This is a genomic window from Modestobacter sp. VKM Ac-2979, assembly GCF_026967995.1.
Lineage (GTDB): Bacteria > Actinomycetota > Actinomycetes > Mycobacteriales > Geodermatophilaceae > Modestobacter.
This window is the reverse complement of record NZ_JAPVBO010000009.1, coordinates 107,874-123,234: the sequence shown is the minus strand read 5'-3', so window position 1 is coordinate 123,234 and position 15,361 is coordinate 107,874. Positions and strand designations below refer to the sequence as shown.

General features: G+C 74.4%; 16 protein-coding genes. 6 read left to right on the top strand and 10 right to left on the bottom strand.

The genetic code is table 11. The annotated features are described in order from the left end of the window. Positions 1-8 precede the first annotated feature (8 nt). A complete protein-coding gene (locus O2W15_RS23030; RefSeq protein ID WP_269181150.1) occupies positions 9-1,229 on the bottom strand; it encodes a class I SAM-dependent RNA methyltransferase in 1,221 nt (406 codons plus the stop codon). Between the two features lie 76 nt (positions 1,230-1,305). Then, complete coding sequence (locus O2W15_RS23025; protein ID WP_269181149.1) at positions 1,306-3,336, bottom strand: APC family permease; 2,031 nt, start codon at positions 3,334-3,336, stop codon at positions 1,306-1,308. Between the two features lie 190 nt (positions 3,337-3,526). Here O2W15_RS23025 and O2W15_RS23020 point away from each other — a divergent pair, with 190 nt between their 5' ends. Beyond that, positions 3,527-4,195: a potassium channel family protein gene (locus O2W15_RS23020; protein ID WP_269181148.1), complete on the top strand. Its 669-nt coding sequence runs from the start codon at positions 3,527-3,529 to the stop codon at positions 4,193-4,195. After that, positions 4,195-4,863 (top strand): potassium channel family protein, encoded by a 669-nt coding sequence (locus O2W15_RS23015; protein WP_269165206.1) that lies wholly within the window; start codon positions 4,195-4,197, stop codon positions 4,861-4,863. The genes O2W15_RS23020 and O2W15_RS23015 overlap by 1 nt, the downstream gene beginning before the upstream one ends. 25 nt (positions 4,864-4,888) lie before the next feature. Here O2W15_RS23015 and O2W15_RS23010 read toward each other — a convergent pair whose 3' ends face one another. The 7 genes from O2W15_RS23010 to O2W15_RS22980 all read right to left on the bottom strand — a co-directional run bounded on the left by O2W15_RS23010 (position 4,889) and on the right by O2W15_RS22980 (position 9,731). After that, the gene (locus O2W15_RS23010) at positions 4,889-5,704 is read right to left on the bottom strand and encodes a DUF3159 domain-containing protein (RefSeq protein WP_269181147.1); all 816 of its coding nucleotides are present in this window, start codon (positions 5,702-5,704) and stop codon (positions 4,889-4,891) included. A 48-nt stretch (positions 5,705-5,752) separates the two neighbouring features. Then, on the bottom strand, positions 5,753-6,154 hold the full coding sequence (locus O2W15_RS23005) for an OB-fold nucleic acid binding domain-containing protein (RefSeq protein WP_052091504.1): 402 nt from the start codon (positions 6,152-6,154) through the stop codon (positions 5,753-5,755). Beyond that, positions 6,151-6,948, bottom strand: coding sequence for an alpha/beta hydrolase family protein (locus O2W15_RS23000; protein WP_269165208.1), 798 nt, complete (start codon positions 6,946-6,948; stop codon positions 6,151-6,153). The genes O2W15_RS23005 and O2W15_RS23000 overlap by 4 nt, the downstream gene beginning before the upstream one ends. Further along, the gene (locus O2W15_RS22995; protein ID WP_269181146.1) at positions 6,945-7,733 is read right to left on the bottom strand and encodes a DUF3710 domain-containing protein; all 789 of its coding nucleotides are present in this window, start codon (positions 7,731-7,733) and stop codon (positions 6,945-6,947) included. The genes O2W15_RS23000 and O2W15_RS22995 overlap by 4 nt, the downstream gene beginning before the upstream one ends. Positions 7,734-7,735: 2 nt before the next feature. Then, positions 7,736-8,263 (bottom strand): dUTP diphosphatase, encoded by a 528-nt coding sequence (dut, locus tag O2W15_RS22990; protein WP_269165210.1) that lies wholly within the window; start codon positions 8,261-8,263, stop codon positions 7,736-7,738. 51 nt (positions 8,264-8,314) lie between these two features. Next, complete coding sequence (locus tag O2W15_RS22985; protein WP_269181145.1) at positions 8,315-9,247, bottom strand: hypothetical protein; 933 nt, start codon at positions 9,245-9,247, stop codon at positions 8,315-8,317. 181 nt (positions 9,248-9,428) lie between these two features. Beyond that, entirely contained in the window at positions 9,429-9,731 is a 303-nt protein-coding gene (locus O2W15_RS22980) for a DUF4193 domain-containing protein (RefSeq protein ID WP_036336978.1), read from the bottom strand. Between the two features lie 338 nt (positions 9,732-10,069). Between O2W15_RS22980 and O2W15_RS22975 the strand changes: the two genes are divergently transcribed. Together O2W15_RS22975 and O2W15_RS22970 are read left to right on the top strand one after the other, a co-directional pair. Continuing rightward, positions 10,070-11,116 carry a phosphotransferase family protein gene (locus tag O2W15_RS22975; RefSeq protein ID WP_269181144.1) on the top strand — a complete coding sequence of 349 codons (1,047 nt, stop codon included), beginning with the start codon at positions 10,070-10,072 and terminating at the stop codon, positions 11,114-11,116. 58 nt (positions 11,117-11,174) lie between these two features. Then, positions 11,175-11,723, top strand: a complete 549-nt coding sequence (locus O2W15_RS22970; RefSeq protein WP_269165213.1) for a LytR C-terminal domain-containing protein — start codon at positions 11,175-11,177, stop codon at positions 11,721-11,723. Positions 11,724-11,741: 18 nt separating this feature from the next. On the opposite strand, the gene O2W15_RS22965 is transcribed toward O2W15_RS22970, so the two are convergent. Continuing rightward, a complete protein-coding gene (locus tag O2W15_RS22965; RefSeq protein WP_269181143.1) occupies positions 11,742-12,569 on the bottom strand; it encodes an inositol monophosphatase family protein in 828 nt (275 codons plus the stop codon). A 63-nt stretch (positions 12,570-12,632) separates the two neighbouring features. Here O2W15_RS22965 and ppgK point away from each other — a divergent pair, with 63 nt between their 5' ends. Then, on the top strand, positions 12,633-13,376 hold the full coding sequence (gene ppgK / locus O2W15_RS22960) for a polyphosphate--glucose phosphotransferase (RefSeq protein WP_269165215.1): 744 nt from the start codon (positions 12,633-12,635) through the stop codon (positions 13,374-13,376). 303 nt (positions 13,377-13,679) lie between these two features. Next, a complete protein-coding gene (locus O2W15_RS22955; protein WP_269181142.1) occupies positions 13,680-15,026 on the top strand; it encodes an RNA polymerase sigma factor in 1,347 nt (448 codons plus the stop codon). The last annotated feature ends 335 nt before the right edge of the window (positions 15,027-15,361 follow it).

Here is a 15,361-nt window from a genome sequence, read left to right as displayed (position 1 = left end):
GTCCCGGCTCAGGCCGGGACCAGCAGGGCGACGCACTCCACGTGGGCGGTCATCGGGAAGCAGTCGAACGCCCGCAGCTCCGCCAGCCGGTAGCCCGCCTCGGCGAACGCGGCGACGTCGCGGGCCAGGGACGCGGGGTCGCAGGCCACGTAGACCACGGCGCGGGCACCGGCACCGGCGAGCACCCGGCTGACGTCCTTGCCGGCCCCGGCCCGCGGCGGGTCCAGCACGACGACGTCGGGGCGGCCGAGGTCGCCGAGCAGCTCGGTGAGCCCGGGAGCGTCCACGTCGCCCTGCCAGACCTCGGCCTGCGGCAGGTCGGCGAGGTTCGCGTCGGCAGCCGCGCAGGCCGCGGCGTCGGACTCCACGCAGACCACCCGGCCCCCGGCGCCCACCCCGGGCGCCAGTGCCCCACCGAACAGGCCGGCACCGGCGTAGAGGTCCAGCACCGTCTCCCCCGGCTGCACCGCGGCGAAGCCGAGGACGGCGCCCACCAGCGCATCGGCGGCGGCCGGGTGCACCTGCCAGAAGCCGGTGCCCTCGACCTCCCAGTCCCGGCCACCGGCGGTCCGCTGCGCCCGCCCGGCCGGCTCCTCGGGCACCTCTGCGCCGGGCCGCAGCACCTGGGTCTCCAGCGGCCGGCCGCGGCGGTCCAGCGTCGTCGTCGTCACCACACCGGCCGAGTCGAGGGCGACGTCCACGGCACCGGCGTCCAGCCAGCGCCGGGCCAGCACCGCCTGGGCGGCGGGCTCGGCGGTGATCGGGCAGTCGTCGAGCGGGACGACGTCGTGCGAGCGGTGCCGGCGCAACCCGGGCGAGCCGGTGCGGTCGACCGCGAACCGGGCCCGGGACCGCCAGCGCAGCGGCCCACCCGGCAGCGCCTCGACGGTGACGTCGACGTCCAGCCCGGCGAGCCGGGACAGCTGCTCACGGACGACGTCGGCCTTGAGCCCGAGCTGGCCGGCGTGGCTGACGTGCTGCCAGTCGCAGCCCCCGCACCGCCCGGGGCCGCTGTACGGGCAGGGCCGCTCGACCCGGTCCGGCGCCGGCTCCAACACCTCGACGGCGTCGCCGCGGCAGAAGCCCTTCTGCCGGTCCTCGGTCACCTCGACGACGACCCGCTCGCCGGGCAGCGTGTGCCGGACGAAGACGACGCGACCCTCGTGCCGGGCCACACAGTGCCCGCCATGCGCCACCGGGCCGACGGTCACCTCGAACCGACGACCCACCCAGCCCAGTCCCTTCGGCCCCGCTTCAGGGGCCCGCCGCGAGCCTGCGAGTGGTGGGGGGAAGCGGGGTCCTTTGTCAGCCATACGGCGTCTGCTCGGTCTCGGACGTCAGGCCGCGCCGCAGGTCGCCGGGGGCCGGACCGCTGCCGTTCCCGCCCTCCCGGTCCTGGGAGCCCTCCAGCTGCCACGGCACGCTGGTGATCATGACCCCGGGCAGGAACTGGAGCCGGGTGCGCAGCCGCAGCGCGCTCTGGTTGTGCAGCAGGTTCTCCCACCAGTGGCCCAGCACGTACTGCGGCACGAAGACCACGACCAGGTCCCTCGGGCCGGTGCGCCGGATGTCCTTGACGAAGTCCAGGACGGGGCGGGTGATCTCCCGGTACGGCGACTCGAGCACCGTCAGCGGCAGCGGGATGTCGTAGCGCTCCCAGTCCCGTTGCAGCGCGCGGGTGTCGGCGTCGTCGACGTTGACCGTCAAGGCGGTCAGCACGTCGGGCCGGGTGGCTCGGGCGAAGGCCAGCGCCCGCAGCGTCGGCTTGTGGACCTTGGAGACCAGGACGACGGCGTGCACCCTGCTGGGCTTGGTCCGCGCGTCGCTGTCGGGCACCAGCTGCGCGGCCACCTGCGAGTAGTGCCGGTTGATCGCCCGCATCAGCAGGAAGATCACCGGCATCGCCGCGAGCACGATCCAGGCCCCACCGACGAACTTGGTCACCACGACGATGAAGAGGACGACGCTGGTCAGCGTGCCGCCGACGGCGTTGATCAGCCGGGAGCGCTGCATGCGACCGCGGGCGGCGGGCTCGGTCTCGCTGCGCAGCTCGCGGTTCCAGTGCCGCACCATGCCCCACTGGCCGATCGAGAAGCTGGTGAACACGCCCACGATGTACATCTGGATCAGCTGGGTGGAGTCGGCCTCGAAGACGATCAGCAGCAAGATCGCGAAGCCGGCGAGCAGCAGGATCCCGTTGCTGTAGACCAGCTTGTCGCCGCGGGTGTGCAGCTGGCGGGGCATGAACCGGTCCTGCGCGAGCACCGAGCCCAGCAGCGGGAAGCCGTTGAACGCCGTGTTGGCCGCCAGGACCAGCACCAGCGCCGTCGCCGCCTGGACGAGGTAGAAGCCGATGGAGTCCGCGCCGCCGAAGGTCGCCGCCGCCACCTGCGCGATCACGGTCCGCTGCGGCTGGTTCTCGCAGTCGAAGCCCACCAGGTCGCAGGCGTTCTCCACGTACTTCACGTCCGCCAGCAGGGCCATCGCCGTGACGCCGGCGAACATCGTGGCCGCGATGCCGCCCATCAGCGCCAGCGTGGTCGCCGCGTTCCGGCTCTTCGGTGGGCGGAACGCCGGCACGCCGTTGGCGATCGCCTCCACCCCGGTGAGCGCCGTGCACCCGGAGGCGAAGGCCCGCAGCACGAAGAAGATCAGCGCCAGGCCGGTCACCTGCTCGTAGCCCGGTTCGGGCTGGATCGCGTAGCCCGCGCTCTCGGCCACCACGTCGCCGCCGGTGACGAGCTCCCGGATCAACCCCGTGCCGATCATCACCAGGATGCAGGCGATGAACGCGTACGTCGGGAAGGCGAAGGTCTTCCCCGACTCCCGCACCCCGCGCAGGTTCACCGCCACGAGCAGGGCCACCAGGACGACGGAGATGAGGACGCGGTGCTCGGCGAGCTCCGGGAACGCAGAGATGATGTTGTCCGTGCCGGAGCTGACCGACACCGCGACGGTGAGCACGTAGTCGACGAGCAGCGCGCTGGCGACGACCAGGCCGGCGAACTGGCCGTGGTTCTTCATCGCCACCTCGTAGTCGCCGCCGCCCGAGGGGTAGGCGTGCACCACCTGGCGGTAGGAGAGGACGACGACGGTCAGCAGCACGACCACGAGCGCGGCCAGCCACGGGGTGAGGAACAGGAACGTCGTCCCGGCCAGCGTCAGGAAGATGAGGATCTCCTGCGTCGCGTAGGCGACGGAGGAGAGCGGGTCGCTGGCGAAGATCGGTAGTGCGAGGTGCTTGGGCAGCAACGACTCACCGGCGCGGTCGCTGCGGACCGGCCGGCCGAGGACGAGCCGTTTCGGGAGTTGTCCGAGGTCGGACAGGCTTGGCACGGCGGCGATGGTACGGACGCGCAGCCCACCGTTGGGGCGTGACGGGGCGACCTCACTCACACGGGCTGCCCACTCGGCGATCCGGCCCCTGCTGTGCCGCGACGGGCCCACTTCGGGTGTACGTTCGCGCGCTGTACGCCCCGGCGGTCCGCAGGGGCGGCACGGATGCAGCGGACGGGGTGGGACACAGGTGCACGTGGTCGTGATGGGCTGCGGCCGCGTCGGCTCGGCGATCGCCCGGCGACTCGAGGTGATCGGCCACAGCGTCGCGGTGATCGACCAGGACCCCGAGGCCTTCCGCCGGCTCGGTCCCGAGTTCGGCGGCCGCCAGGTGACCGGGCTCGGCTTCGACCGGCAGACCCTGCTGGACGCCGGCATCGACTCCGCCGGCGCGTTCGCCGCCGTGAGCAGCGGGGACAACTCCAACATCATCGGCGCCCGGGTCGCCCGCGAGACGTTCGGCGTCGAGCACGTCGTCGCCCGGATCTACGACTCCAAGCGGGCCGAGGTGTACGAGCGGATGGGCATCCCCAGCGTCGCCACCGTGCCGTGGACGGTCGGCCGGCTGATGCGGGAGCTGCTCTCGGTGAAGGTGACCGAGATCTGGCGGGAGCCCACCGGCAAGGTGCTGCTCATGCGGATCACCGTCACCGACGGCTGGGTCGGCCGGCCGCTGGCCGAGCTGGAGAACGCCTCCGGCTCCCGGGCGGCCTGGTTGGTGCGCTTCGGCGAGGCCCAGCTCATCACCCCGACCACGGTGCTGCAGACCGGCGACCACCTCGTCGTCGCCGCCACCGACGACCTCACCGAGCGCGTGCACCAGGCCGTCGAGCAGGGTCACACCGGAGGGCAGCGCTGATGCGCGTGGCCATCGTCGGGGCCGGCGCGGTCGGCCGGTCCATCGCCACCGAACTGCTGGGCAACGGCCACGCCGTGATGCTCATCGAGAAGAACGGCTCCCGGGTCAAGCCCCGGTCGGTGCCGGGCGCCGAGTGGGTCCAGGCCGACGCCTGTGAGGTCTCCTCCCTGGAGGAGGCCCAGCTGGCCACCTGCGACGTGGTCATCGCCGCCACCGGGGACGACAAGGCCAACCTGGTCGTCTCGCTGCTGGCCAAGACCGAGTTCGCGGTGGCCCGCGTGGTGGCCCGGGTCAAGGACCCCCGCAACGAGTGGCTCTACACCGAGTCGTGGGGCGTGGACGTCGCCGTGTCGACCCCCCGGGTGCTCGCCGCCCTGGTGGAGGAGGCGGTCACGGTGGGCGACGTCGTCCGGCTGATGAGCTTCCGCAAGGGCGCGGCGAACCTGGTCGAGATCACCCTCGCCGACGACACCCCGTGGGTGGGCCGGCCGGTGCGCGAGGTGCCACTCCCCCGGGAGACGGTGCTCACCACCATCCTGCGTGGCGACCGCGTCATCGCCCCCGATCCCGACGAGCCGCTCGAGGCCGGGGACGAGCTGCTGTTCGTCGCCCACGGCGACATCGAGGAGCAGCTGCAGTCGATCATGTGCCCCGACGGGAGCTGTTGAGCGCACCACCCCGCATCGGGGGCCGTCAGGCGGTGGGGCGGTCCTCGGGCTCCGCGGGGTCCTCGACGAGCGGCGGCTCCGAGCGGTGGCGGTGCAGCCGGGCCACCACCCACAGGGTCACCACGAGCTGGGCGGCGGTCAGCGGCAGGCCCAGCACCAGCGAGGACGTCGCGAGCAGCTCGACCTCGTCGCGCAGGTAGAAGAAGCCCTGCACGGCGGCCCGCAGCAGGAACACCGCCGCCCACAGCACGGTCAGCCAGCTGTAGGCCCGCAGCATCCGCGGGTCCTCTCGCCAGTGCCGCTCCGGCTCGGGGTCCGGAGCCCGGGGGCCGGGCGCCACCGGCACGGTGGCGCCGCCCTCCACCGGCACGGGCGTCGCGGCCGGGTCCCGGCGCGCGCGACCGCGCAGCGTGGGCAGCCGGTGGGCGGACATCGCCCCCAGGTGGCTGGGCGCCAGGAACTCGGCGATCACCCCCACCAGGGGACGGCGGAAGAGGATCGAGCCGAGCAGGATCACGGCGATCGCGGCGCCGCGCACGATGCCCAGCACGAAGAAGTCCCGGGCCTGCCCGGAGTACGCGGTGATCGCCACGGCGACGGCGACGGCGAACAGCCCGCTGATGGCCTGCTGGATGCCCTCCCGGCGGACCAACCGCAGCAGGAAGACCAGCACCGCGGCGACCAGGGCCGCCCAGATGCCGACGGTCAGGCCGCCCACGGAGTTGGCCACGATGAACGCGATCGTGGGCAGCGAGGCGTCGAGCATGCCGCGCCAGCCACCCAGCTGGTCCAGCACCAGGTGCCGGTCGAAGGTCACTCCCCCGCGGTCGGGCTCGCTCACCGCTGGGTCCCGCCGGGCCGTCCGGTCATGCCCGCACCGACGACCGGGTCACCCGGCGCTCAGCTCGTACCAGGGGTTGTAGATGACCTGCCGGCCCTCGAAGGCCGCGAAGCGCCCGCGTGCGGTGAGCCGGCGACCGGGCTCGATGCCCGGGATCCGGCGGCGGCCCAGCCAGACGAGCGTGACCGACCCGGAACCGTCGAAGAGCTCGGCCTCCAGGGTGGGCACCGTCTCGCGCGGGGTGTAGACGACCGACTTCAGCCGGCCGGTGACCGTCACGACCTCGCCCTTGCGGCAGGCGCTGACCGCCGAGCAGCCGGCGGACGCCACCCCGGAGCGGAGCTCCTGGGCGTCCACGGTCCGGTCGTCGGCGGTGAGCTTCTGGAGCTTGCGGGACAGCCAGCCCCGCGCGCCGGGCTCCGTGGAGGCACCGGTCCTGGTCTCGGTCACGATCCCAGGGTAGTGCGGCCGGCGGCCGCTGTCCGACGGTCGGCCAGCCAGTCGACGGTGCGTCGCCAGGCCGCACCGGAGACGTCGATCACGGCCATGTGGTCACCGGGGACGACCGCCACCTCGACGGTGTCCCCGACCGCAGCCGCCGCGGCGGCGAACCGCCGGCTCTGGTCCAGCGGCACGGAGGTGTCCTCCTCCCCGTGCACGCACAGGACCGGCACCCCGGTCGGCAGCAGCCGCACCGGGTCGGCCGCGGCGTACCGGTCGGGCAGCTCCGCCGGCGTGCCGCCGAGGAAGCCGACCGTGGCCCCGTCCCCGAGGTCAGCGGCAACCGCCGCACCCAGGTCCAGCACGCCGGCCTGGGCGACGACTGCGCTGACCGGCACCCGCGGGTCGGCCCCCGGCGCCCCGGCGGGCAACCGGCCGCGGCCCGCGGTCCACGCCGCGAGGTGCCCGCCAGCGGAGTGGCCCAGGACGGTGACGTCACCGAGGTCCAGGCGCGCCGCGGACGGCACGTCGGGCAGGGCGTCCACCGCAGCGGCGACGTCCTGGAGCGTGGTGGGCCAGCCGCCACCGGCACCGACCCGGCGGTACTCGACGGCCACCGCGGCCCACCCGCGGGCGGCGAGGTCGGCGGCCAGCGGACGGGCCAGCTCGATGCCGTAGCGGGCCCGCCAGAAGCCGCCGTGCACCACCACCACGACCGGCGCCGGGCCGTCGCCGGCCGGCAGGGACACCTCCACGAACTGGTCGGGCCCGGGGCCGTAGTCGTGCCGGACGGGCTCGGTCACCCGGCTGTCCCCGGCTCGGTGGGCGGCGTGACCGGGGACGCCGCCGGTGGCGTCGTCGAAGGTGCGGCCGGTGCGGCGGGCCGGCGGGCGACCGGCCGCGCGGCCTGGCCCGCGGCCTGCCGGCGGGCGACCTGCTGGGCTGCCTGCGGGGGCAGCGTCAGGGGGAGCTGTTCGCGCACGGGCATCGGCTCCGGCCCGCGGACGACGACGACGGACCGGAACGCCGCCTCCAGCGGCGCAGCCGCCTCCGGCGTGGCGGCCGCGGAGCCGCTGATCATCCCGCGGAGGAACCACCGGGGGCCGTCGACGCCCAGGAAGCGGGCGGCACGGCGCACCGGCTTCGGTGCCCCGGTCTCCCCCGCCTGCGGTGGCGCCGCGACCAGGATCGACCCGACCAGCTCAGGGCCGAACGGCCCGTCCACCTCGGTCAGCCGGCCGCCCTGCCCGCTCGCCCCGCGGGCGAGCTCGGCGCGCACGTCGTCCCAGAGGCCGCCGGCACGCGGAGCGGCGAACACCGACAGCTGCAGCAGCGAGTCGCCGGCCCGGAGGCTGGCCCCGACCACCTTCTGCTGGGCGTTGACGTCCACCCGCAGCTCCATGCCGGGGAGGGCCGGCAGCCGGAGGGACCCGAGGTCGACGCGCGGCCGACCGTCCTCCGGGGCGTCGGCCTCGTCCCACGGCCCGTTGGTCGCTGTCTCCTCCCGCTCCCGCACCTGGGGTTCCGGGGGCACGCCCCGCTCGCGCAGGCTGCGGTCGATCCGGTTGCGTCGACGTCCGAACGGCATCGTCAGGCCCGTCCTTCCAGAGATGAGGGGGTCAGGTCGGCGGCCAGCACAGCTGCGCCGCCGGTGGAGCCGTGCCCGCCGCTGCCGCGCTCGCTGCCGGGCAGCTCGGGGACCGGCACGAACCGGGCCCGCACCACCGGCTGCACCACCAGCTGGGCCACCCGGTCGCCGCGGGAGAGCCGCAGCGTGGTGGTCGGGTCGAGGTTGACCAGGTTGACCTTGATCTCGCCCCGGTAGCCCGCGTCGATCGTGCCCGGTGCGTTGACCAGGCTGAGCCCGAGCCGGTGCGCCAGCCCCGAGCGGGGGTGCACGAAGCCGGCGAACCCCTCGGGGATCGCGACGGCGACCCCCGTGCCCACCAGCGCGCGCTGGTGCGGCGCGAGCACGACGTCCTCGGCCACGCACAGGTCGGCACCGGCGTCGCCGGGCAGGGCGTAGGCCGGGAGGACCGCGGCGGCGCCGAGGACGACGGGCACGTCGACCGCGGCGGCCACGCCGGCCGGGGGCTGCTCGGGCAGGGGAACGGGCACGGCGGCGAGGCTAGCCGCGCTGACCGGTGCCCGTGCGGGCCGACCCGGCGGTCAGGCGCCGGGAGCGGACGGCGGCAGCCCGAGGTCGGCGCGCAGCCGGTCGGCCAGCGCGCCCGTCGCCTTGCGGTTGCCGCGGGCGGCCAGGGCCGCACCGACCAGCAGAGGTGCCACCGACGTCGTGCTCCGGGCCAGGCGGCGGGTGATCCGACGCCGCAGCGCAGCCGTCCCGGCGGTGCTCAACGCGGCGAACAGCCCGCCCGAGGACGTGCTCCCGACGGCCCGCTGGGTGCTCCAGCTGGCCAGGTAGGCACCGGCCCGGGCCCGGGCGTCGCCCGGCGCCGGCCGGCCGGCCAGCTCGTGCAGCTCCCCGACCAGCACCACCTCGACGGCGGCCACCAGCACGGTCTGCGCACCGAGCTCCAGCGGGACGGCGACCAGGGACGGTGGCGCGAACCACTGCGCCGCCGCCAGACCGCCGGTCGCGGCGCCGACCCCACCGGTGAGCCGGGCCGCCCGGGCGACGAGGGCGTCGGCGATCTCCGCGTCGGAGGCACCGGGATGAGCCCGCCGCAGCCGGGCCCCGTCCCGGATCGGGAGCCGGGGGGCAGCCGCGTCCAGGAGGTCGCCCAGCACACCGGAGGGGGCCGAGCCCCCACGGGTCGTCCCACCGCGGTCGTCCGTGCCCGCGGAGCTCCCGCGCCCGGAGCCGGCCCGCGCGTCCCGGGCCGCGGCGGTGACCGCGGAGACGACGTCGGCGAGCACACCGGTCGCCGCCCGTGCTCCCGCGGCCGTCCGGCCCGGTCCGCCGCCGTCCCGTCCGCGGGTGCCCACGCCGGGTTCGTCCCGGCCGAGCAGCCCGGCCACGGCGTCGGCGAGAGCCCGCGCAGCGGCGCCGAGGCCGCTGTCGGCGCCGACGATCTCGCCCTCCACCGGCGTCCCGCCCACGGGGCGCGGCGGCGGGACGTCACGCGGCTGCTGGCTCATCGGTTCCCCCTCGACAGTGACGTGCTCGAACGGCCACCTCGCAGGGTCCCACCGCGAGCCGGGCGACGTACTCGACCGGCCCCCGTGCAGGGCCCCGCCGCGAGCAGGTGACGTGCTGGAACGGCCCCGCTGCAGGGTCCCGCGCCGAGCTTGCGAGGTGGGGGGGCAGCGGGGTCCTTCTTCAGGCCGCGCAGTCCCGGCAGACCGGCTGCCCGTTGCGGGTGGCTGCCAGCCGGCTGCGGTGGTGCACCAGGAAGCAGCGCGAGCAGGTGAACTCGTCCTCCTGCTTGGGCAGCACGCGGACGGTGAGCTCCTCGTTCGACAGGTCCGCTCCGGGGAGCTCGAGGGCCTCGTTGAAGTCGGTCTCGTCGACGTCCACCGAGGAGGACTGCGCCTCGGCCCGACGGGCCTTCAGCTCCTCCAGGGAGTCCTCGCCGAGCTCGTCGGCCTCGTTGCGCCGGGGGGCGTCGTAGTCCTGGGCCATGGTGTGCCCTCACTCTCTCTTCGTCGCGGGCGCACGGCCCGCTCGTCTGCCGTCTGCGGCGGGCGCCGACGGCGGTGGTGCCGGCCGCCAGGAGCGGCCGGGGGTGTCGCGCCGGTCCGGGGGCCACATGGCCCCTGTCCCGGGTCGCTCGGTGGTGCACCGGACTGGTCCGGGTCGACCGGTGGGCGAGCACGCCTCCTGGTCGTCCCGGCGTCCTGCACCCAGCCAGCCGCCCAACGCCGTCCGGCCCCGGTTTGTGCCCACGTGTCGGAGACCGACACATCGGGACCTCCGGGAGGCCGGCCGAGCCGAGGAGCGCCAGAGGCTACCCTGCCGCCGTGGGGACTCCAGTGGGTGCTGATCCGGGGGTCGTCGGCCCCTACCTGGCGACTGCTCTCGGGCACGAGAAGTGGCGATCGGTCCGGGTCGAGCTGATCGCCGCGGGCATGTCGAACCTCACGTACGTGGTGACGCCGGAGGGCGGCCCGGAGGACGACGCGGTGATCCTGCGCCGGCCGCCGACGGGTGCGGTGCTGGCCACCGCCCACGACATGGTGCGCGAGCACCGGGTGATCTCCGCGCTGGCCGGCACCCCGGTGCCGGTGCCGCGCACGTTGCACCTGGCCACCGACACCTCCGTGCTGGGCGCCCCGTTCTACGTGATGGAACGCGTGGTCGGCGTGCACGTGGTCACCGAGCTGCCGCCCGGGTACGCCGACGAGCCGGTCCAGCGTGGAGCGGTCGCCGACGGCCTGATGGACACCCTCGCCGCCCTGCACGCCGTCGACCCCACCGCGGTCGGGCTGAGCGACTTCGGCCGCCCTGAGGGGTTCCTGGAGCGACAGGTGCGCCGCTGGACCAAGCAGTGGGACGCCACCCGCGACACCGACCGGCCGGCGCTGGACGCACTGGCCGCCCGGCTGGCCGAGACGGTGCCCGCCACCCGGCGCACGGGCATCACGCACGGCGACTACCGGCTGGACAACTGCCTGCTGGACCCGCAGACCCCCGGCCGGGTGCGCGCCGTCCTGGACTGGGAGATGTCCACGCTGGGCGACCCGCTCACCGACCTGGGGATGCTCTTCGTCTACTGGCCGCAGGCCGGCGAGGAGCGGGCCGTCTCGGTCTCGCAGGTCACCACGCTGCCCGGCTTCCCGACCCGGCTGGAGCTGGCCGAGCGGTACGCCGCCAGCAGCGGCGCCGACCTGTCGGACCTGAACTGGTACGTGGGCTTCGCCTACTTCAAGTTCGCCGCGATCGTCGCCGGCATCGTGGCCCGGTCGGCGGCCGGCGCGATGGCCGGCAAGGACACCACCGGCTACGCCGACAAGATCGACCCCTGCGTGGAGCTGGGACGCGCCGCACTCGAGGACGGTGCGCTGTAGCCGCTCCGGACGCCGCTAGGGTCGTCTGCGTGTACGTGCCGGCCGCCGTGAGGACCCAGTGACCGAGCTCGCCGACGACACCGCCGAGCGCGGGACCGACGCCCCGCGCCGCAACCGCCGGCCGGTGCCCGCCCTGGTGTTCCTGCTGGTGCTCGCCCTGGCCGCCATGGGCGTGTGGTGGAACGTGCTCAGCGACGAGCGGGCCCGGGAGCAGGCCGAGGAAGCCGTCTGCAGCAGCGCCAGCAACGTGCCGACCGAGCTGGACCCGGCCACGGTGTCGCTCAGGGTCTACAACGCCACGGACACCCCCGGACTGGCCGGTGAGGTCACCACGACCCTGGAGAGCCGCGGGTTCGTCGTCACCGAGACCGCCAACGACCCCAGCACCGCCGACGTGACCGGGGTCGGGGAGCTGCGGTTCGCCGGCCCGGGACGGGAGGCCGCCGACTTCCTGCGGCTGTACCTGCCCGGCGCCACCAACCGCGTCGACACCCGCTCCACCGGCGTCGTCGACTTCGTGATCGGGCCGGACTTCGCCGGCCTGGCCAGCGAGGAGGAGGTCGCCGCCGCACTGCTCGAGGCGGCGAGCGCCGAAGCGGACTGCTGACCCGCCGCGCGTCCCCGGTCAGCCGGCGGCGTGCAGCCGGTCCAGCAGCGCGAGCAGGGGCTCGGCGACCGACTCGGCCACCGCGACCGCCATCGGCTCGGCGAAGGGGCGGCCACCCGTCCCGGTGACGACCAGCCCTGCCTCCGCGGCGATGAGCGCGCCGGCCGCGTGGTCCCAGGGCTTGAGGTCCAGCTCGTAGTAGGCGTCCACCCGGCCTGCCGCTGCCGCGCACAGGTCCAGCGAGGCGCACCCCCAGCGGCGGATGTCCCGCACCTCGGGGAGCAGCTGCGCGACGACCGTGCCCTGGGCGCGGCGCTGCTCCACCCGGTACCCGAAGCCGGTCGCCACCAGGGTCTGCTCCAGCGAGGCCGGCGAGCTGCCGTGCAGCTGCATCGCTGCCGCCCCCGGGGCGGTGAGCCACGCGCCCCGACCGCGGACCGCGGTGAACAGCTCGCCGGTGCCGACGTTGAGCACCACGCCGACCTCGGTGCGGCCATCCACCTCGCCGGCGATGGAGACGGCGTAGGCGGGCAGGCCGTAGAGGAAGTTCACGGTGCCGTCGATCGGGTCGACCACCCAGCGGACGCCGCTGGTGCCCGTACGGGACGCGCCCTCCTCCCCCAGCACCCCGTCGTCCGGCCGGGCCTCGAGCAGCCGGCGCACGATGAGCTCCTCGCTGGCGGTGTCGACGGCGGTCACGACGTCGACCGGGCTGGACTTGGTGTCGACCTGCTCCGCGGCGCTGCTGCGGCCCGCCCCGACGAGGATCGCGGCCTCCTCGGCGGTGGCCCGGGCCAGCTCCAGCAGTTCGGTGGACAGGTCGGGCACGGGGGTGCCGGAGGTCATCACGGAGAGCGATCCTGCCCGACCTGTGCGCCGTCCGCGGCGCGGGTCGCTAGCCTGCCTCCCGTGCAGGGCTTCGGAGTGGACATCGGTGGCAGCGGCATCAAGGGCTGTGTGGTCGACCTGGACAGGGGCGAGCTGGTCGGGGAACGGGTGCGCATCCCGACCCCGCAGCCGGCCCTGCCCGACCCGGTCTACGGCGTCGTGGCCGACATCGTCGGGCAGTTCGGGTGGGAGGGACGCATCGGCGTCACCTACCCGGGGGTGATGAAGCACGGCGAGGCCTTCACCGCCGCCAACATGGACAAGAGCTGGATCGGCACCGACATGGCCGCCGGACTCGAGGCGGTCATCCCCGGCACCGTCCAGACGCTCAACGACGCCGACGCCGCCGGCATCGCCGAGATGGCCTACGGCGCCGGCCGGGGCGAGCGCGGTCTGGTGCTGATGCTCACCTTCGGCACCGGCATCGGCAGCGCGCTGTTCATCGACGGCACCCTGGTGCCGAACACCGAGTTCGGCCACATCGAGGTCGACGGCCAGGACGGCGAGAAGCGCGCGTCGGCGTCGGCCCGGGAGCGCGAGGGGCTCAGCTACCCGCAGTGGGCCAAGCGCGTGGACCGGTACCTCGACACACTGGAGGCCAGCCTCTGGCCCGACCTGATCATCGTCGGCGGCGGGGTGAGCAAGAAGGCGGAGAAGTGGGTGCCGCTGCTGTCCACCCGGACCCGGGTCGTCGCCGCCGAGCTGCTCAACGACGCCGGGATCGTCGGCGCGGCGCTCGCGGCCGAGCAGCACATCGGTCAGTGACGACGGTCTGACGTCGGCCGTCCCCTGCCCGCCTGGGGCGGGGACCGTGCTGGTCATCGAGCCGCGCGCGGACAGAACCAGTGGACCGTCGCGTGCCCGTCGTTACAATGGGAACGCCCCACCGCGAAGCTCCCCCAGCCAGTAGGTCATCCCCACTCGCAGCCCGGTCGAAACCCCGCACGGCGTGTGTCTCGTCCGGTCCGTCGGTGGCCCCGTGACCGTCCGAGCATCGTCCGGGCCGCTGCCCGCGGGCCACCACGGCCCTCCAGGAACGCACCGCAGTAGTACGGGAAGGAACCCCGAGTGCCCGCCGACCAGCCAGGACCGGACGCGACCACGGTGAGCAGCCAGAGTCGCAGCAGGACGGTCGCCGCTCGTGCCAGCGCCGCGTCGTCGACCACCGCGCCGGTGACCGCGGCAGCCAAGAAGGCCCCGGCCAAGAGGGCCCCGGCGAAGAAGGCCGCCTCCCGCAAGCCGACGATCAGCCCCTCCCCGGGCACCGGCGAGGGCACCGTCCTGACCGCCGTCGCCTCCGACGGGTCGGCCGTCGCCGTGGTCGACGCCGGCGCCGCGGGCCTCAAGCTCGACGAGACCGTCGTGACCGGCAAGGACGGCGTCGCCGTCGCCGAGACCGAGGAGAAGGACGCCGAGACCAGCGGCGACTTCGAGTGGGACGACGAGGAGGAGTCCGAGGCGCTGCGGCAGGCCCGCAAGGACGCCGAGCTCACCGCGTCGGCCGACTCCGTCCGCGCCTACCTCAAGCAGATCGGCAAGGTCGCCCTGCTCACCGCCGAGGAGGAGGTCGACCTCGCCAAGCGGATCGAGGCCGGCCTCTACGGCGCCGAGCGGCTCCGCCAGGTCGAGGAGGACGGCCAGAAGCTCTCCCCGCAGATGCGCCGGGACCTCAACTGGATCGTCCGGGACGGTGAGCGCGCGAAGAACCACCTGCTGGAGGCCAACCTCCGCTTGGTGGTCTCCCTCGCCAAGCGCTACACCGGCCGCGGGATGGCGTTCCTGGACCTGATCCAGGAGGGCAACCTCGGACTGATCCGCGCGGTGGAGAAGTTCGACTACACCAAGGGCTACAAGTTCTCCACCTACGCCACCTGGTGGATCCGGCAGGCGATCACCCGGGCGATGGCCGACCAGGCCCGCACCATCCGCATCCCGGTGCACATGGTCGAGGTCATCAACAAGCTCGGCCGCATCCAGCGCGAGCTGCTCCAGGACCTGGGCCGTGAGCCCACGCCGGAGGAGCTGGCCAAGGAGATGGACATCACCCCGGAGAAGGTGCTGGAGATCCAGCAGTACGCCCGGGAGCCGATCAGCCTGGACCAGACCATCGGCGATGAGGGCGACAGCCAGCTCGGTGACTTCATCGAGGACTCCGAGGCCGTCGTGGCCGTGGACGCGGTCAGCTTCACCCTGATGCAGGACCAGCTGACGTCCGTGCTGCAGACGCTGTCGGAGCGGGAGGCCGGCGTCGTCCGGCTGCGGTTCGGGCTCACCGACGGCCAGCCGCGCACCCTGGACGAGATCGGCCAGGTCTACGGGGTCACCCGCGAGCGGATCCGCCAGATCGAGTCCAAGACGATGTCCAAGCTGCGCCACCCCAGCCGCTCCCAGGTCCTGCGCGACTACCTGGACTGAGGGAACACCCCCTCCTCCCCACCCTTCGCACGCTCAGGGCGGGCCCCTGGAGGGGGCCGGGCGGAGCCCTCTCGTCCTGCGGGGCCGCTCCAGCACGTCTGCTGCGGCCGGTGACCCGAACGGGTCACCGGCCGCTGGCGTGTCCGGCGCGCGAGCGGGTCGACCGCTCCCATCGGGTGACGCGGCGGTGTGCGGCGGCACGCATCGGGTAGACGGCGTAGCGTGGGGCACGTCAGAACAGCAGCGGACCCACACACCGCCAGCCGGTGACAGCACCACCCAGCACGTGCACCATCCGGACCCAGTTCCGAACCAGTGACGTCCCCTGCTGACCC